15 protein-coding genes are annotated in these 18,548 nt (G+C 48.4%); 1 reads left to right on the top strand and 14 read right to left on the bottom strand.

The features are described 5' to 3' along the window. Positions 1-9: 9 nt before the first annotated feature. The 11 genes from WH45_RS13195 to WH45_RS13145 all read right to left on the bottom strand — a co-directional run bounded on the left by WH45_RS13195 (position 10) and on the right by WH45_RS13145 (position 12,625). Positions 10-873 (bottom strand): PP2C family protein-serine/threonine phosphatase, encoded by an 864-nt coding sequence (locus tag WH45_RS13195; protein ID WP_046214871.1) that lies wholly within the window; start codon positions 871-873, stop codon positions 10-12. Positions 874-887: 14 nt separating this feature from the next. Next, complete coding sequence (locus WH45_RS13190) at positions 888-1,424, bottom strand: FHA domain-containing protein (RefSeq protein ID WP_017814715.1); 537 nt, start codon at positions 1,422-1,424, stop codon at positions 888-890. A gap of 19 nt (positions 1,425-1,443) precedes the next feature. Then, complete coding sequence (locus WH45_RS13185) at positions 1,444-1,980, bottom strand: FHA domain-containing protein (RefSeq protein WP_046214870.1); 537 nt, start codon at positions 1,978-1,980, stop codon at positions 1,444-1,446. 27 nt (positions 1,981-2,007) lie between these two features. Further along, complete coding sequence (locus WH45_RS13180; RefSeq protein WP_046214869.1) at positions 2,008-2,457, bottom strand: J domain-containing protein; 450 nt, start codon at positions 2,455-2,457, stop codon at positions 2,008-2,010. A gap of 112 nt (positions 2,458-2,569) precedes the next feature. Further along, positions 2,570-2,995 carry a hypothetical protein gene (locus WH45_RS13175; RefSeq protein WP_017814712.1) on the bottom strand — a complete coding sequence of 142 codons (426 nt, stop codon included), beginning with the start codon at positions 2,993-2,995 and terminating at the stop codon, positions 2,570-2,572. Between the two features lie 305 nt (positions 2,996-3,300). Beyond that, the gene (locus WH45_RS13170) at positions 3,301-5,484 is read right to left on the bottom strand and encodes a transcriptional regulator (RefSeq protein ID WP_235338368.1); all 2,184 of its coding nucleotides are present in this window, start codon (positions 5,482-5,484) and stop codon (positions 3,301-3,303) included. A 729-nt stretch (positions 5,485-6,213) separates the two neighbouring features. Next, a complete protein-coding gene (locus WH45_RS13165; protein WP_235338367.1) occupies positions 6,214-7,230 on the bottom strand; it encodes a serine/threonine protein kinase in 1,017 nt (338 codons plus the stop codon). Positions 7,231-7,695: 465 nt separating this feature from the next. Next, positions 7,696-8,301: a HEAT repeat domain-containing protein gene (locus WH45_RS13160; RefSeq protein WP_046214867.1), complete on the bottom strand. Its 606-nt coding sequence runs from the start codon at positions 8,299-8,301 to the stop codon at positions 7,696-7,698. Positions 8,302-8,563: 262 nt separating this feature from the next. Next, entirely contained in the window at positions 8,564-9,904 is a 1,341-nt protein-coding gene (locus tag WH45_RS13155; protein ID WP_235338383.1) for an L-lactate MFS transporter, read from the bottom strand. Positions 9,905-10,112: 208 nt separating this feature from the next. After that, complete coding sequence (locus tag WH45_RS13150; RefSeq protein ID WP_046214866.1) at positions 10,113-10,982, bottom strand: LytR/AlgR family response regulator transcription factor; 870 nt, start codon at positions 10,980-10,982, stop codon at positions 10,113-10,115. After that, positions 10,979-12,625, bottom strand: a complete 1,647-nt coding sequence (locus WH45_RS13145; RefSeq protein WP_046215167.1) for a sensor histidine kinase — start codon at positions 12,623-12,625, stop codon at positions 10,979-10,981. Before WH45_RS13145 ends, WH45_RS13150 begins: the two co-directional genes overlap by 4 nt. A 229-nt stretch (positions 12,626-12,854) precedes the next feature. Here WH45_RS13145 and WH45_RS13140 point away from each other — a divergent pair, with 229 nt between their 5' ends. After that, on the top strand, positions 12,855-13,361 hold the full coding sequence (locus WH45_RS13140) for a hypothetical protein (protein WP_046214865.1): 507 nt from the start codon (positions 12,855-12,857) through the stop codon (positions 13,359-13,361). A gap of 357 nt (positions 13,362-13,718) precedes the next feature. Here the strand turns inward: WH45_RS13140 and recG are convergent, their stop codons facing one another. The 3 genes from recG to WH45_RS13125 form a co-directional block, all read right to left on the bottom strand. Continuing rightward, entirely contained in the window at positions 13,719-15,770 is a 2,052-nt protein-coding gene (gene recG / locus WH45_RS13135) for an ATP-dependent DNA helicase RecG (protein ID WP_046215166.1), read from the bottom strand. Between the two features lie 10 nt (positions 15,771-15,780). Further along, positions 15,781-16,641 carry a DegV family protein gene (locus WH45_RS13130; RefSeq protein ID WP_046214864.1) on the bottom strand — a complete coding sequence of 287 codons (861 nt, stop codon included), beginning with the start codon at positions 16,639-16,641 and terminating at the stop codon, positions 15,781-15,783. Between the two features lie 101 nt (positions 16,642-16,742). Beyond that, positions 16,743-18,545: a DAK2 domain-containing protein gene (locus WH45_RS13125; protein ID WP_046214863.1), complete on the bottom strand. Its 1,803-nt coding sequence runs from the start codon at positions 18,543-18,545 to the stop codon at positions 16,743-16,745. Positions 18,546-18,548 lie beyond the last annotated feature (3 nt).

Raw genomic sequence — 18,548 nt, 5'->3', positions numbered from 1 at the left:
TACCCCCGTTTAGCCCTGCTGCATAATGATGACAGTCGCGTTATCCTGATGCTTCAGATTTTTTTGCTCAATACTTTCAATGATCTGATCGGCAGCATCCTGCGGATCATCGGTCGTCGTCAAAATGGCTTCCAATTCTACTTCTGTCAGTGCGTCATGAATCCCATCGCTGCACAGCAGCACTTTATCCCCCGGACGCAGTACAAACGGATAATCACCAATCTCCATACTGTCAAAAGCTTCATAGCCCAGATAATTGACCAGCTGCTTGCGCTGCGGACTACTCTCCGCCTGCTCCCGGGTCATTTCGCCGGCCAGTACTTTTTGCTGCAGTACCGCACCTAGTGTATGCATGGAGTTCACCGGGATGAAGCTGCTGTTGCGGAACACGGTAATAATGCTGTCGCCCACCGCTCCCCAGTACAGATGATGTCCGCTGATGACCACGGTTGCCAGCGTTGTGCCACCATGATTGCCTTTGAGCTGCTGTACAATCTCCCGATTGCTCGCATAAGCCGCTTCTTCCATATAATCCGGAATCTGCTGGTAACTCTGTACTTCATCATATTCCCGCAGGAAAGTCGTTACTGCCAGCGTGCTCGCCATCCGTCCATTGGCCAGACCGCTGATCCCGTCAGCCAGCACAGCGAGTGTACCGGCCGCGGTTGTCTTGCTGGCAAAGTAGTCATCCTGCTCGGAGCGTGTCCCGATCGTCTGACCGTTGCCGATCAGTACCTGGGACGCCTCTCTGACGGCCTCTCCTGCGAGCGACACATCTCCATACAGCCCCGCTGTCAGCCGGCGGCGCCAGAAAACAAGGCCGGTTACGGCGATGCAGGCACAGAGCACGATAATATAAGGTGTTCCACTCATACGATTTCGTTCTCCTATTCTGCAATCATGGCGTTATTTTCCCATTCGAAGTGGGCGCCGCACAGCGGGATAAAGATAAATTTGCTGTGTCCCAGCTGGATCACATCATAGGCATTCAGTTCTACCGGTGAGTAGACCGCTTCGTTGTTGTGATAAGCAAGACCGGAAGCATCCCCCGGCAGCAGATAGAAGTTGCGCTTTTTCGGATCATAGACGATCACAGCGTGATTGCGTCTGGAAATGGTGTTGTCGCCAATAATGCGGATATGCATTTCTTCGGCACGTCCGATAAAGTTCTTTTCGGCCATAATACGGTAATCCTGGCCCAGCTGTGGTCCTTCAATGCAGACAAGCCATCCGGTTACCGGATGAATACCAACCGTCTCTCCGAGGTAGGGCATTGTCTTATCTTCTTCATCCTGAACGCGTACCGCAGGACGCTGATTCGGATAGGCCGCCTCTGCAGCTACGACAGTATTACAATAAGGGCAAGTGCTTCCGTGTCTTCTCGTGCTGAACATGTGTCCGTTCGGGCATCTTGTCAAACTCATTTGTGCTCATCTCCCAATCTTAATTTACGAGTAGTCTGGTATTGGCAATATATAAAACGTCTCCCGGTCCAATCTGATAGGGACGTCCGATTTCGATTTTATTGGATTTGTTCTGGGCAGCCGAACGAATACCGGTTCCATTGCTGGAATCCGCATCTTCCACATACCATTCGCCATTGACGCAGTTCAGTACGGCGTGCTGCGAACTGATCAGTGACGCATAATCACTGCCGGACAGATCAATATCCACTTTGTTGTGACGGGTGTTTTTGCCGATCAGCATGCTGGTCTCACCGACGATATCCCAACCTTTGATTCGCTCACCGAATTCATCGATCAGAATGATCTCCGTTACTTCCTGATAGACAGGCACATCGGTCTGGTTTTTGAAAAAATGGTGGTACGCATACCAGCCAAAGGCAATGACCATGGCCAGAATAGCTATAATTTTCAGCAAAATCGATGGAATTACAAAAATATACACCAGTGTAGACAGCGAGATCAGCGCAATGCCGATATCAATACACCATAGACCTACGGTTCTTTCCGATTTCACTTATGTACAACCTCCATCACTTCACGATCATTTTTTTCGGGGGCCAAAATATTGTTCAAATATCGCTGAGGTATCCAGCGGATTTTTCTTTTTGTCGTCCTTTTTGATAGACGCATCATTGCTTTTCGGATTAAAGCCGAAAAAGCGTTCAAACTGGGTCTGCACATCACGCGGATCAAAATTTTTGTCTCCTGCCGATGCTGCCGAGCTCCGGGTGGTGCGGCTTCCTGCTGCCTGTCCGGCTGGTCCGGTAGAACCTGTGGATGCTCCTGCCAGCTTCTGATCATACTTGTGACGGGCATCTTCATTGCCGAGCGTCTCATAAGCCTGCTGCACCTGCTTGAACTTCTGTTCCGCTTCAGCACTGCCCTGGTTCGTATCGGGATGATACTGCTTGGCGAGCCTGCGGTATGTCTGTTTGATCTCGGCCGGTGTAGCGGTCTGGGAGAGACCAAGCACCTGATAATAATTGATCAAGCGATTCTTGCCTCCTTTGTTCATATACAATTCACTTCATGAAATCCATCCACAAAAGTTACCTAAAAGTAAGTTATGGAGCCGCGCAGCTGCACGGCTCCAACTTGGTGGATTAAACTGCGTATCCGCCCTCGATTTTCGCGAGTTCGGTTTTGTCTTTCTTTTGTTTGATGTAGATCGAGAATTGACCTACGCCTTCTACATCGCCGAAGTGCTCTGTGTAATCTACAACAAAAGCGTTCGGGAAGTAGATTTTGCGGATCACTTGATCAGCAGCGATAACTTCCAGTGTTACTTTACGGTAGCAATCTGCTTTCTCAGCAGGTACCAGGGACCACAGAGCCAGTTTCATAGTGTCATCTGCGTTGTCACCATCGGTAGCTGTGATGATTTTACCTGTGATTCTCAGTGTGGAACCAACGTCTGTGGAGCGTGCGTTGGAATCGTCCGGTGTATCTGTGTCATAGATCACCGTTTGGATGTTGTCCATCCCCAGTTCAATTGTTTCTGCGCCTTCTACTTTGAGTGTGAAACCCATTTGTGTTCCTCCTTGATATAAATGCTTTTTTAATTTATGTAAAAGAGTAGACCCGTAAGGGCACTCCCAACATACAACCTGAGCATCATACCCGAGTACCGGCACAATTACGCTTGCTATGAAGTTCCTGTAATAAGTCCTAAGTAAGCATACTGCCGATCGCTCTATGTATAATGATTTCGGCTTGTTACCTGATTCTCTGCCTCATTCTCCGGGCAGGGCATCAGGCGAGGCAGGGATTCCAGACGGTTATACCCGTCATCACGTTGCGGAATCCCTGCCGTGTCCTGCTGCAGTTTTTATGATCAGGCTCGGGCAGCGCTGGTTGCCTTGGTGATAGTGACTTCCAGGTTCTTCACATTGCCGTTAAATACCAGATCAATATTGCACAGATTGTTTTTCTCGTCGATCACATAGTTCAGATCGTCGCCGTCCTGAACGATGGAATTGACAGCGCCTTTGGCACCCAGCCAGCGGCTCTTTTGACTGCTTGGATTGTTGCTGAAAAATTTGACGATGTTCTCGTATTTGAAATCGCTCGTCTGGAAGCGCAGGATACGCTCCACATAAGTGCTGACCAGTGTCTTGTAAATGGAATCGAATCCATCTTCGGACATCGCCAGGCTTCTTGCTTTGTATACGGTAATTCTGCGGATATCCTTACCTTGCAGCTGCGCATTTTCCGAAGAGAAGACGAAGCCGAAGTTACGGCGGTTAATGGAATCCTTGATACTGTTGGTGAAGCCGGTAATTTCCTTGGCCATTGTCGTTACAAAACGCAGGCTGTTATCGCCGGATTCAATATCAAAGCGTACGCCTGGTGCGTCACGCTGTACATCCTTGAACATTTCCTTGAGATATTCCGGGCACTGGTACGCAGAGACGAGACCGGCAGCCACATAGGCAGCTCCTACATACACGCCTTCGATCCAAAGTTTGAGAATATCTTCTTTTTCCTTGGACAGCTGCACACCGGCTTCGGTCTGCATCATACGGCTGTCGATAATGACGCCGGATTTGTCTTTTGGAATAATCGTAAAGTTCGGTACGCAAGGAATCGCGAATTCGCTGTAATCCTGACGCAGCAGTGGTGTACATTTCTCCATGAACTTGTCGATACCGGAAGTGGCCACATGGTTAAATGTCGTCTCTTCACCGGATTCAAAGTTGAAGAACAACTGTACTTTGTAGTTTTTGACGATCTGCAGCAGCATCGACATGGACTCCAGTGTGTTGCCTTCCTGCTTGGCCGACTTCTCTGTACCTTTGAAGCGGGCACGACTAACACGCACATTGCCTGCTGCTTCCATCTCAATGGATGGCACAATACCGAACCAGATCGTATCGGTAAAGTCATTTTTGGAGTTGACCGTGTTCAGGTATGTCTCCAGACGTGGTGCATTCGTGCTTTTCACCAGCATATCCAGCTTGGTGTTGGTAATCAGCAGGGTTGGTGCCATACCACGGTTTTTGGTTGCATACTGGTCGAAGAACATCTTCACACCAAGCAGTTTCTCGACCAGAGGTTTAACCGCCTTGACGAATTCATCTTTAGCATTTTTGTAGAATTCCAGGTACGTATTGTAATTCTGTACTTCCAGCTCCGTGTTCACTTCGGTGTTTACGGCAGGAAGTGGACAGAAGGTGCGGACCACGAGGTCTTTGACATACATGGAAGGATTCTCGCTGACGCTTTCGTAATCTTCTTCGAATACGGAGATCAGTTCGTTTGTGCCATTATCATCGAGCAGCATCAATTCCGTGGTGTGGGCTTTTGGTGCCTCCACGATTTGCAGTTCGCCGCCTTCACCGATGGTCAGCATACCGATGCGGAATTCTTCAGCCGCCTGATCATCCTGAGTGCCTCCCAGCAGCAGACGGGTTTTGATATCTTCGATGGCCAGCGGCAGCATCGCCATAACATTGTTGTAGTTCTGGCTCGCTTCTTCGAACATCTGGTTGAGCTTGTCACCCATTTCCAGTTTTTTCGGATCCGCTTCATCCAGCTGATCGTACTGTCCGTACATATAATGAATTTCTTTACGTACCTGACGGATATCGTCCATCACTTTTTTAGGTGAGATCATATCCAGCAGATTCTCGAATTTGAAGTCAACGTTAGTGATTCCCTGGCTGCGCTTGGTATCGATCAGGGTAAACAGCATTTTCAGGAAATCGTTGTTTTGGTCAATCCGGATCTCGGAAATGCAATCGTCGGCAATTCCTTCCGGCTTTTTAAGTGTATAGACCACTTTCTGATTAGCCGCATTAAAGAAAGAATATACGGTCGGTGTAAATTTGTTCAGAAAATCATCAAAGCTGCGCACCAACAAATGCTGGCTGATTTCCTTGATTTTATCGTCACTGAGGCTATCGATACCTTTAACATCACCAACCAGGGTGATTAGATCGAGCTTTTCCGGGTTAATTTCTTCAAAGAGCATTGTACGGTTCGTTTGATTAATAATATCCAACGCAGTTTCCTCCATTCTGGCCTTCACGCTATGTATACAACGTTCACACCCGGAGCCGGGAAGCAGCTGAGGAAAGTACGAATACGATTAAAACGGTGTTTGCAATTCCCACTTTAGTTCCATGACTTCCGAGTTACAAAATGTATCATACAATATGAATAGTAGAGGTTGTCAATTTTTTGAATTCAGCCTTATTTATAGGAAAATACGACTATACATACATAAGGGATATTGTCGAAACTATCGAATTTTTCCTTTCATCAAAAAAATAATGTCGAAAAAATAACAATATAAATTAATTTCTAATACTTTCTTACTTTTAATGAAAATTATACTATTTTTAATGACTCCGGGTCTTTAGACCCTTCACGGGAAAGCATGTTCGCATTTTCAATTAAAAGATTATTATGTAAAGAATTTGAATTTCCCTTTAGATTACTGGGCGATATCAAAAAGACAATAATTCATTCTTAAGTATCAGTTTTCAACTTAGATTTTTTTATATTTACTTTATAATACTCACCGAAACTTTTGACCTATTTTTTATTTGCATAAATATGATTCCAAAAATAGTCCATTTTTTATCGTTTTTTTTAAATGTACTGCACATCGTTCTTTCTATTTGTAATTATTTTCTATTTTGTAAAATGATTTGAAAGAAAGTTTTACATTTATTTAACAAAAAACCACACGATTGACGTGTGGTTTTGGGCTTGTACTATTGTTATCTGATGGCATTTCCGCTTATTTTATTGAATGCTCGCTTTCTTTCAGAACCTCTTCCATGTGATTATCGAGTGATACCGATGACAGGCTGGTCGCTTTCACCCCATCTATCGCTTCGGCAGAACGATGCTTTTTCTGGCTGCGTGTCAGTACGAGATTCCGCTTCCAGAAGCGCTCGGCCTGAACAGCGATTTTGAACCATTTGAGCGACGTACAGCGCTTGTCAGCCGATACGGCCAGTCCCCAGTGAATTACCCGGGAAAGGATCGGTGAAGCCACCTGCTCGCTCCCCAGCTTCTCCAGCGTATCATTGAACAGACGCTTGGGTACATCGACGGGTGCTTTGCCCTGACAGCAGAAATAAAACGTCGCCGCCAGACTGTAAATATCCGATACCGGCCCCTGACAGGAGCGACCAGAGTAAAACTCAATCGGAGAATACCCCGCTGTCGTCAGAATGCTGTGCGTCTTGTTCTCATAACGTACAGCCGAACCAAAGTCCAGCAGTTTGGTCTGCCCGTCTTCCACCAGCATAATATTGCTCGGCTTCACATCCCTGTGAATATAACCGTGCTGATGAATATGCTCCAGCGCCTCAATAACAGGCAGCAGCCGGGACTGCATAAACGCAGGATCTGTCTGGGGAGAAGACTGACGGATATACCGATCCAGCGTAATCCCGCGGCAGTATTCCATCACCAGATAGGCGGTGTTGTTCTCCTCAAATTCATCCTCATATTTGACGATCCCCGGATGGTTCAGTTCACGCAGAATGCTGCCTTCCTGACGGAAGGTGGAGAGCATCTCGGTATATTTAGATTTCAGCCCTGCCTGGGAGCATTGCACCGACCGACGGTCACGGCTTCTCTCCACCAGTGCACCAGGGAAAAATTCCTTGATTACATGCAGTGTACCCTTCTCCATATGTCTTGCCACATAGACAATAGATAATTCGCTGACCGATAACGTACGGCGAATCTGATATGTATTTGCAAGCTTCTGATTGCGGGTAAGGGCCGGATTGGTCATTTTCATATTCATCGTCCACCTTTTCGCAACTTCCTTCGGGATGGGCTGTACATCATCGATAGGTACGCCTTTGCCGGCAAGGAATAAATAGAAAGCCGTACAGATGAGCAGCTGATGAATAGTCAAGCAGCATGGTCATGTCATGTATGGCATCATTATAGCCATTTTAGCACGAATTACACAGAATGTGATTCCCTGTATGCAGAAATTTGCCCGATTTCGGCAAATTTTCGCTTTTTTCGAGGAATATAGATCAAAATCATAGCGGTAGAAGTATTTTATATACCATAATGATGAAGTTTATGTCTTGATACTTAGATGGCTGCACATAGAAATAAGAGCCTGGACGCTTATCAGGCATGTTTATCCCTGGTCAGGTAAAAAAACCGAAGATATCATGCTTCACAGCTAGCCATTGCTCTTATTTCCCGCTTCCCTATATGAATCATGCGTCGGCTGCTTCCTGGTGATCTAACCCGGTGTTTTTTCAGCTTTCCAGTCACTTTCTCGCATAATACGAATTGCACTTTTGGCGATCATCGATACCCGTTCATCAGGGTCTTTTTCAGCTGTACGCTTCAGCATTCCTTCAAATTCCGGCCAGCCGACAAAGCTGGTGGCGAATACAGCAGACTGCCTTACCCGTACATCTGTATCCTGCATATATCGGGTGAAAATATCCAGAATATCCGGCTGCATTTCAAAATAAGATGCAATACCCAGACGGCAAATGGCGTCGATCTTATCTCCGGTGTTATCTGCCTTGGTACACCACTCGATCACTTCGTCTATCGAACCTACCATTCCGGTATTATACAGCAGACGAGCAGCATCGTCTGCTGCCGGACCGGATAACAGCAAATAAGGAATGCTGGTGGACTGATCAATAATGACATAAATTAGCGTAGACTGATCTTCCATGAGAAATGTATAATAACCTGCTTCTGCTGACAGTTCTTTTCGTTCTCTTGATTCATGCTGTGCTTTCAGCATGGACAAACTTTTTTCCCGGGAGAGCGCTTCCAACAAATTCATATAAATGACCTGCGGGCGCGTACATAATCGAATCTGCGACATATGTCTCACTCCTCCTTTTGGGTTGGGGTAGAGATAGTTATATTCAATATTACTATATTCCCGGCTTTAAGAATCATTTTTCTAAATTTTGTAATTTCATTTCCATATTTCATCAAAGTACATTCATGGTAGAAAGCAGCCTGTCATCCGGAGATACAGGCTTGTTTCCGGATAGCAGGCTGTTTTATTACCTGATAATCTACTGCTTATAATTGGATTGATACCCTGTTCACTGTCACTTCTTCTGCTCACAAGGATAACATTATCCACGAGCCGTATGCGGTTTGGCATTCCATTTGGCTTCCTTGGGTGCTTCTTCCTGTACCGCCTGCGGAGTGACCGGAGGTTTGATAAACACGGCAATCAGGAAAGAGATAATGCACATAATACCAATCACGATAAAGGTTGGCTTGAAGCCGCCCATCCAGGCTGCCACAATGGAACCGGACAGTGCCCCGATACCGAAGCCCTGGTAGATCACACCGTAGTTTTTGCCGTGATTTTTCAGACCGAAGAAGTCACTGACAATGGTAGGAAATACGGTGATATTACCGCCAAAGCAAAACGCAATGGCCGCTACGGAAGCAAAGAAGATACCATAGGTCAGAGGAACGAAGCTTAGCACGGCTACTGCCGCAGCTGTAACGATAAAGGTACCACAGATCACTTTGATCCGGCCTACTTTATCCGACAGGGCGCCCAGAATAATCCGGCCGACCGTATTGAAGATCGCGATCATGGCTACTGCATTGGCTGCTGTAGCAAGATCAAGACCTGCCAGCTGCACACCGATATCTTTGACGATACCAATCAGGTACAGACCGCTCATACATGCGGTAAAGAACATGATGAACAGCAGATACGCTTCTTTTGTTTTCAGCATTTCTTTGACCGAATAGTTATGAGTAACTACCGTTGGACCCGATGGAGACAGAGGTTTATGAGCGTTTGTACCCTTTTTCACTTGTTGATTGCTGCTTGCCTGCACCGTATCTGTGACAACGGCCTCACGAATAAATCGGGAACCGATCACAATCATCAGCAGGACGATAATACCCCAGTACAGGAACGCCATCGATACACCGGCCGAGCCGATCAGCGAGCCGTTAATATATTTGAAAATCAGACTTCCTGTTCCGTAAGCGCCGACCGAGATGCCGGAGATCAGTCCTTTGCGTTCCGGGAACCATTTGATCAGATTGGAGAGGGAAGTCATATAGGCGGTACCGTCTGCAAAACCGACAACGACGCCAGCCAGCAAATACAGCAGAGACAACGAGGATACCTGCGAACTGAGCATTAGCCCTAGCCCGAGCACAATACCGGACGTTCCGATCAGGCGGCGAATGCCCCATTTTTCCTGCAATTTACCGGAGAATAAAGTGGCAAATGCCAGTGCAAAGCTGGTAATGGAAAATGTGATGGCAACCGAGCTGAGTTCCCAGCCAAACTTGTCGACGAGCGGCTGATTGAATAGGCTCCAGGTGTAGATGGTACCAAGTCCCATCTGTACAATGACAGTTCCGAGAGCAATCAGCCAACGGTTTGCCGGTTTGGAAGTGGCTGTTTTTGAGGACATTGAAGCTTGCGTGTGATTCAACATTTGGCTCATAATGGATGTTCCTTTCCGTAATTACCGCAAAGTATAGTGTGTGTATACAGGTGAAAGGTTCTCAACCTGTGCAGGCTGCTTGGTATTCTGGTAAAGCAGTCCGTTTAACGAGAATTCTCTACACCCCAAGTATACCCCTACCATATAGGCGCTATAACCAATGTGGAATGAAATGCGGTATTTACGGAATGAAATGCCTTTATATATTCATGATCTGCCGGAACTCTTTGGCTTTGCTGCGGCTGACCGGAACTTCATATTCCAGATCATGTAAACGCAGTAAATAAGTGTTGTTGAACCACGGTACAATTTCGCGGATTTTGCTAATATTGACGATATAGGAACGGTGACAGCGGAAAAAATATTCCTCGGGCAGCGTCGCCTGAAAATCGCTGATACTCGCACTGACCGTATACTCATCCCGTCGGGTATACACATGGGTGACCTTCTCGCTCGCTGATGCATAATAGACGTCATCCACAGGGATTACCTGGATTTTGTCATTTTTCCAGAGACTGATCTTGCCCTGCAGCGCATGCGCCGTATGAGCAGTCTGGCCGGCTTGATGATGTACAAACGCCTGGCTGCTGCCTACATGATGCGCAGTAGGCTCTATGCCTTCTGTAGACTGCGTGGCAGCTGATAAGGGTAGAGAATGTTCAGTCTGAACGCTGCCTCCCCTACCGCCCGTATCCGGCCGATGGTCACGTTCATACGTGTTCTCCAGCTTGCGCAGCATGGAAGTGATCCGGGATTCGCTGTATGGCTTGAGAATATAGTCGAACGCCTCAATCTCGAATGCCTCAGCGGCATGTTCCTTGTATGCGGTAATGAATATGATATACGGCTTGCGCGAGAATTTGCTAATATTGTGGGCGAGCAGTACACCATCCAGCGACGGAATATTAATATCGAGGAATATGGCATCCACCTCATGATTTTGTACATATTTCAGCACATCCAGCCCATCGTCAAAGCTCCCCATAATCTCGATACTGCTGTACGTCTTGATGTAATATTCCAGTTCCTGGCGAGCCAGAAACTCGTCCTCCACTACGATTGCTCTCATACGCGCTCCTTTCTGACTCTAAATTGAATACGTGTTCCTTTGTCCAACCGCTGAATATGCAGACCTTCTCCATAGATCAACTTTACCCGCTGATGTACATTGGACAGACCGATCCGGTTCTCCGGCATCTGGCTCGTATATACTTTCCGGATAATTTCGTCGTCAATACCTGTACCCGTATCCTCGACGATAATCTCCACCTGTTCTCCCCGATCCTTGACAGACAGGGTTACCGTACCCGAACCTCTTCCCTTGAGAATGCCATGTACAATCGCATTCTCCACGAGCGGTTGGATGATCAGACTCGGAATCTTCACTTCTACATCTTCATCAACATCATAAATTACCGTCAATTTACTGCCAAAACGCGCTTTCTCGATCTCCACATAATTGACCACCTGACCGAGTTCCTTGTTGATATCAATCAGCTCGTCGCTCCATTCCAGACTGTGACGCAAATAACCGGACAGATTAATAATCATCTCCCGTGCATTATCCGGATCAATACGGATCGAGGAAGCAATGGCATTCAGCGCATTAAACAGAAAATGCGGATTAATGCTCGTCTGCAGTGCTTTAATCTCGGCTTTGTTCGCCATCTGCTTCATCTGCTCAATCCGTGATACCTCCATGAGCGTGGAGATGATCTGGGACAGACCGACAGCCAGCGTCTGCAGGGAATAGGTGATCTTGTAGGCTTTGCTGTAGTAGATTTTCAGGGCACCGGTGACCACACTTTTCTCCTTGAGCGGAATAATGATCAGCGACTGGATATGAGGGACTTTGCCCTCTGTATCGTCGTTAATAATGACAATCTCTCCGCTGGAGATCGCCTGCTTGGTTGCATCGGTAATAATCTCATTGCCGATATTATAACGTTCCTCCCCCACCCCCACATAAGCAAGGATAAAGCGTGTATCGGTAATGGCTACCGCATCCGCCTGAATATCCTCCCTGATAATTGTACATATTTTTCGCAGCGAATCGCTGTTGATCGAACGGAAGTACGGCAGCGTCTTGTTGGCGATATCAAGTGCCAGCTTGGCCTGCCGGGCAGCAATATTCTCCCGTTCTCCTTCAACGCCCTGGACGAACAGGACGATCAATCCGACGCTCACCTCACCGAGAATCATCGGCAGGGCAATGATCGATACAATCTCCTGTCCCAACTCTGCCGGATTGGCCATCAGCAGAATGAGCAGCATCGTCAGTGCCTCACAGATCATGCCTGCCGCAATACCGACAATCCAGCGGCGCTTGCGGCTGATCCGGCTGTGGATATAACCGGACAGAATCCCGGCGATAATACTCGTAATCAGACAGGGAACCGAGGTTACTCCATCGATATCGATCAGATAGCGATGCAGCCCGGAGACTACCCCGGTAATCAGTCCCACCGGCCAGCCAAACAGGATTCCTCCCGAGACGACCGCGATAATGCGCACATTGACAAGAGAACCTTCCACATTGATCCCTGTATAGGTTCCCAGGATAGCAAAACCGCTAAAAATAACCGATAAAATAATCCGATCCTTGGTATCCAGCACTTCCTTTTGAAATATCTGCCGGAAATTCGGTAGTTTACTCAGTAAAAATAAACAGATCAGCAGCAGCGCTGCCCGTTCGAACAATTGCAGCAATATAATACCTGTATAGTTCCCGCTCAATGCCAATGCCTCCAGCTTCGTCGTTAAAACCCATAATCTATAGTATAAACGATGTACTCGATTGGTGTGTGACAGGTTTGCAAAAAGAATGGGAATTTGCCGGAATTTCATCAGGTTTTAAGTTTGCCTTAACAGACTGTTCATGGAGGCAGGGTACAATGAAAGCAGTATTCTTAACAGCAGAGAGGCAGGAAGCAGCATGGAGATGAAGCATATTCCTACCAGTCGTTCAATGGCACTGGCAATTCCCATAGGCAGTTCAACATTTAGCGCACCCTTGTACGCTGCAGCCGGATACAAGACAGGCAGTGGTCGCACGCTGTCTGCTGCAGGATTTATCCCGGACAAAAGTAAAACATCATCGTACCTGCAGCATCGTTCCAATTCGGATTCATATACAGAGCAGCATTATTGTACAGTTCATTCCGATATCGACCCTGAACGTACCCTGACGTATATTCTCGATGGCGCAGCCAGCCTGCTGGGACTGACGGCTTTGGAATTAAGACAGTATTTGCAGGATGGGGACAGCATACAGCATATGGCAGAACATCAGGGTCTCGCTGCCACACAGTTCAGCGAACAGCTGCTCGAACACATAAGTATGACCCTCAAGGAAGCCGAAGCTTCCGGACAAATTACACAGCGGCAGTATGGAGAGTATTTGCAGATTGCCGCACAGCAGATCCAGCGGCTGATTGATATTCGTTAAGTAAATATCCGTAAACAAAAGGCCTGATGCATCATTTTATCCACATTGAACGCATTGATTTGCATACGGAATGACCTGAGTATTTAGTGGATGGCTGTCAACACCGATGTGTGAGTATACTCCACCATGCCAAAGAATATCCAAAAGCATATTACTCAACAAAAAGGTTGTATTCCTGTTCTGCCAAGCCTGATGGCTCCTGACAGATGGAAATACAACCTTTTTATTACTTGCCTATTCATTTATACGCTTAGCAGCAATGGTATATTGATTCATTGATGTATAAATGGATCATCATACTTATTCCATATCATATTGACAGATCAATATACCCTGTATCACTAATTGTCCCAGCAATCAGTCAATCAGTTCACCCTGAAATACCTGCTGTCTGTTCAAGAATTCGCGCAGTGCTTCATATTCCGGTGACGTCCAGAAGAAATCATTGCTGACCAGACGGGCCGCATCATTACGGGCAATCTCCAGCACTTCAAAATCGCTGACCATATCGGCGATCTTGAACTCCGGCAGACCGCTCTGCTTGGTACCGAAAAATTCCCCCGGCCCGCGCAGTTCCAGGTCACGGCGAGATACTTCAAAGCCGTCATCCGTCTCGGTCATCGCCCGCATCCGCTCCTGCCCGATCTCGGATTTGGGATCGGCGATCAGGATACAGAACGATTCGTGCTCACCCCGACCGACGCGCCCGCGAAGCTGATGCAGCTGGGAAAGCCCGAACCGGTCCGCATCCATAATGATCATCAGCGTAGCATTCGGTACATCGACTCCGACCTCGACAACCGTCGTGGAGACGAGCAGCTGCATTTCATTGCTGTAAAAGGCACGCATCGTCTCTTCCTTTTCGGCTGCGCTCATCCGGCCGTGCAGCAGCCCCACCTGATAACCCGGAAAAGCCTGATCCATCTGCACAAACAGATCAATCGCATTTTGCACATCCAGCTTGTCCGATTCTTCGATCAGCGGACAGATCAGATATGCCTGACGCCCCTGATCGATCTCCTTGGAAATAAAGCCCATGACCCGGTCCATCATATTATGCTTCACCCAGTACGTGGCGATCGGCTTGCGCCCTTTGGGACGTTCGGAAATGGTCGATACATCCATATCGCCAAATGCCGTAATCGCCAGCGTACGCGGAATCGGCGTAGCCGTCATCGTCAGCACATCCGGGTCAAACCCTTTGCGCCGCAGCACACTGCGCTGATTCACCCCAAAGCGATGCTGCTCATCCGTGACCACAAGACCAAGGCTGCGGAAAAAGACATCTTCCTGAATCAGCGCATGGGTACCGACGATAATATCGGTCATGCCCATTTGCAGGGAAGCGATCAGATCCTTGCGTTTGCGTCCGCTGACACTGCTCGTCAGCATCTCCACGGTAATGCCAAACGGCTCAAACATGCGCTTGAGTGAACGCACATGCTGCTCCGCCAGAATCTCGGTAGGCACCATCAGCGCTCCCTGATGACCCGAGCGAACGGTGGCAAACAATGCTATCGCTGCGATAACTGTTTTACCGGAGCCCACGTCTCCCTGCAGCAGACGATTCATGCTGTAGGGGGAGCGCATATCTTTTAGTATTTCAAGTTCGACCTGCTTCTGTGCATCGGTCAGCTCAAACGGCAGACTGCGCACAAATTCGCGGATCGTCGCATTGTCGGTCGTGTGCACAATGCCTGTCGTACGCTTGCGGTTCATGCTTCGGTAAGCCTGCAGCTTCAGCTGGAACAGGAATAGCTCTTCATATACCATCCGCCGCCGTGCCTGCTTGCCCTCACCTGCATCTGCAGGCTGATGCAGCTGGCGAATCGCCTGTTTGCGCGGCATCAGCTTATACTGCCGAATCAGCTCCTGCGGCAGTACTTCCGGAATCATTTCTCCATATTGATCCAGCGCCTGACCGATCATTTTGCGAATCCAGGTCTGGGTAATCTTGCCGCCGATCGAATAGACCGGCTGCAGACTGCCGCTGCGCTGGGTTCCTTTATCCGGAAATTCCGAATCGGTAATCGTCATGGTGGACCGGCGCTGATCCCATTTACCGGTCAGAATAATAGTTCTGCCCGAGGTCAGCTGGTCTTTGAGAAAATGGCGGTTAAACCAGGTGGCTGTCACCATCCAGTCATCCACCATTACTTTACAGGTCAAACGTGATTTTTTGCCATAGCGCTGTAATATCGGCAGGCCGACAATCTTGCCTTCGACCGTAATTTTGTCGCCGTCCTTGACCTCCTGAAGCGCACGCAGGCGATAATCTTCATACCGGAATGGAAAATATTCCAGCAGATCAAGTACAGTAGAGATGCCAAAGGCGTGAAGCTCCTGTTCCTTGGAAGCACTCACGCCATTGACCTGCCGAACGCCAATCTGATCCAGATTGATATTCATCATCCCTCATCTATTCCTCATCCGGCCATGCAAACATGGCAATCGTCCCGGGCCCCGCATGGGTGCCGATAACAGGCCCCACTTCTGAGAAGACCAGTTCGCCAATCTCATAATGCTCTCTGATCATCTGCAGCAAGGGTTCACACGATTCCCGGTTCGCCGTATGTCCAAGAGCCAGATTGATTTTACGTACATTCAGATTTTGCCGCATCATCTCGACGATGCGTATCATAGCCTTTTTCTGACCGCGCACTTTTTCGACCGGATAGATCACTCCGTTCTCATCGATTGAGAGAATCGGTTTGACATTGAGCAGCGTACCGAGTACAGCCGAAGCTCTGCCGATCCGTCCTCCCTTGCGCAGATATTCCAGATCATCGACCATAAAGTACAGTTCGCGGCGGCTCAGTATACGCGCTACTTCCGCTTCGATCTCGGCGGCACTACGGCCCTGCTGCGCCAGTCTGGCTGCATGCACTACCGCCAGTCCATACCCGTAGGAAGCGGATTTGGAATCGATTACGGTAATATGGCTGTGCTCATCCAGCATGGAGCGTCCGATTGTTGCGGACTGATACGTACCACTGAGACCGGAGGACAGATGGATCGATACGATCTCGCTGCCCGGATGCTCTGCTGTAAGCTTCTCGTACATGGCTGTATAATCAGCAGGGGAAGGCTGGGATGTGGTAGGCAGCTGCGATGAAGAGGATAGTTTGCTGTAAAATTCAGCAGAGGTGATATCGACTCCATCCGCATAAGTCTGCTCTCCAAAAAATAACCTCAGCGGGATAATACGTATATCATATTTGGATATCAGCTCTGCAGGAATGTCTGCCGTGCTCTCTGTCACAATAATGGTATGGGCCATCCCTATCCCTCCTTCTCTCCAAAATAACACAACTGCTATAAAATGCCCAATACAGCTGTATCAGACATTTTACAGTGTTCGCTCTATAATATTTCTGCCACTCAGGATTCCACGGAGAATAGATAATGATACACTGGCTGTCCACCTTCATGAATCTCCACTTCCGCATCCGGATAAGTCTCGCTGATCCATGCGGCGAGAGCTCTCGTATCCGCATCATCCGCTTCGCTGCCAACCAGCACGGTGATGACTTCCTGACCATCTTCGATCATGGAAGACAGCAGTTCCTGGCAGGTGTTCAGCAGCGCAGGAGTCGTCGCGACAATTTTGGAATTGTGAATCCCGATATAATGTCCTTCTTTGATATCAATATCTTCCATCGTGGTATCACGTACCGCGACCGTAACCTGACCGGACTTCACATGGCTCAGCGCTTCGGTCATGTTGCTTTCGTTCATGTCCACACTCTCATCTTCCTGGAAGGCAAAAGCGGAAGCAATTCCCTGTGGAATGCTTTTGCTCGGAATAACGGTAATCTGGCGACTTCCTTCCAGCAGATCACGTGCCTGCTGTGCAGCCAGTACGATATTCGAGTTATTCGGTAAAATAAAGATATGACGTGCAGACAGGCTCTCTACCGCTTTGACGAAATCTTCCGTGCTTGGATTCATCGTCTGTCCGCCAGCCAGAATCGTATCGACGCCCAGACTACGGAAAATCTCGGAGATGCCATCGCCCGAAGAGACGGCGATCAGTCCGTAAGCGGCCACTTCTTCAGCCGGAGGAACCGCAGCCGTCTGGGGATCCAGCGGCGCCTGTGGAATCTCGGCAAACAGATCCGGCGGCGGGGCAATATCGAGTCCGGCCGACAGCAGATCGCGATGCTGCTCACGCATATTCAGAATATGAATCTGGGTAATCTCACCATACTGCAGTGCCAGATTGAGCACTTCGCCCGGTGCCTTGGAATGCACATGGACCTTGATTACTTCATCATCGGCAATCACGATAATGGAATCTCCATTAACAGCGAGCGCCTGGCGGAACTTCTCTTCTTCAAAACGGGCATTCCGGTTCTGTCCCAGCTGCCGATTGATGAAAAACTCCATATCATACAGGAACTCGATATCTTCGGTCTCCAGACGTGCCTGAGCCGACATCGGTGTATCAAATGCAGGCACCTGGGCAACCGCAGCAGCAGATGCCTGACTCGATGTGCCGGTAATTCCCGGCTGCATCACAGATCGGCTCGCTGCCTGTGCCTGCGCACCTGCAGAAGTCGCTGTTCCATGCAGCAGATATTCATAGAAACCTTCATAAATGTATACCAGTCCCTGACCACCGGAATCGACGACACCGACCTGCTTTAGTATTGGCAGCATTTCCTGTGTCTGTGCCAGCGTCTCCTGAGCACGGCGAAGTATCTCGCCCATGAGTTCCGTAATATCCGTTGTACGGCGCGCATAATAAGAGCCATGCTTGGCTGCTTCCTTGGCTACGGTCAGAATGGTACCTTCGACGGGTTTGACGACGGCTTTGTAGGCTGTCTCTACGCCATTTTGCAGAGCTGCTGCGAATTGTGCTGCATTCAGCTCATCACGTGATGCTGCTGCTCGGCTGAACCCTCGGAACAGCTGGGATAAAATAACGCCCGAATTCCCCCGTGCGCCCATCAGCAGTCCTTTGGACAGCACCGTGGCGGTCTGACCGATCAGCGGAGAAGTATTGCGCTTCAACTCCGTAACTCCGGCAGTCATTGTCAGATTCATATTGGTTCCTGTATCGCCGTCCGGCACAGGAAATACATTCAGGGAATTGACGTGCTCTGCATGCTGATGCAGACGCTCCGCTCCCGCCAGTACCATAGCGGTAAAATCAGTTCCATTTAAAGAACGCTTACTCAAAGA

Source organism: Paenibacillus wulumuqiensis (assembly GCF_000971965.1).
GTDB lineage: Bacteria > Bacillota > Bacilli > Paenibacillales > Paenibacillaceae > Saccharibacillus > Saccharibacillus wulumuqiensis.
Note: the sequence above shows the minus strand (reverse complement) of the source record. Positions and strands in the feature narration are given on the sequence as shown.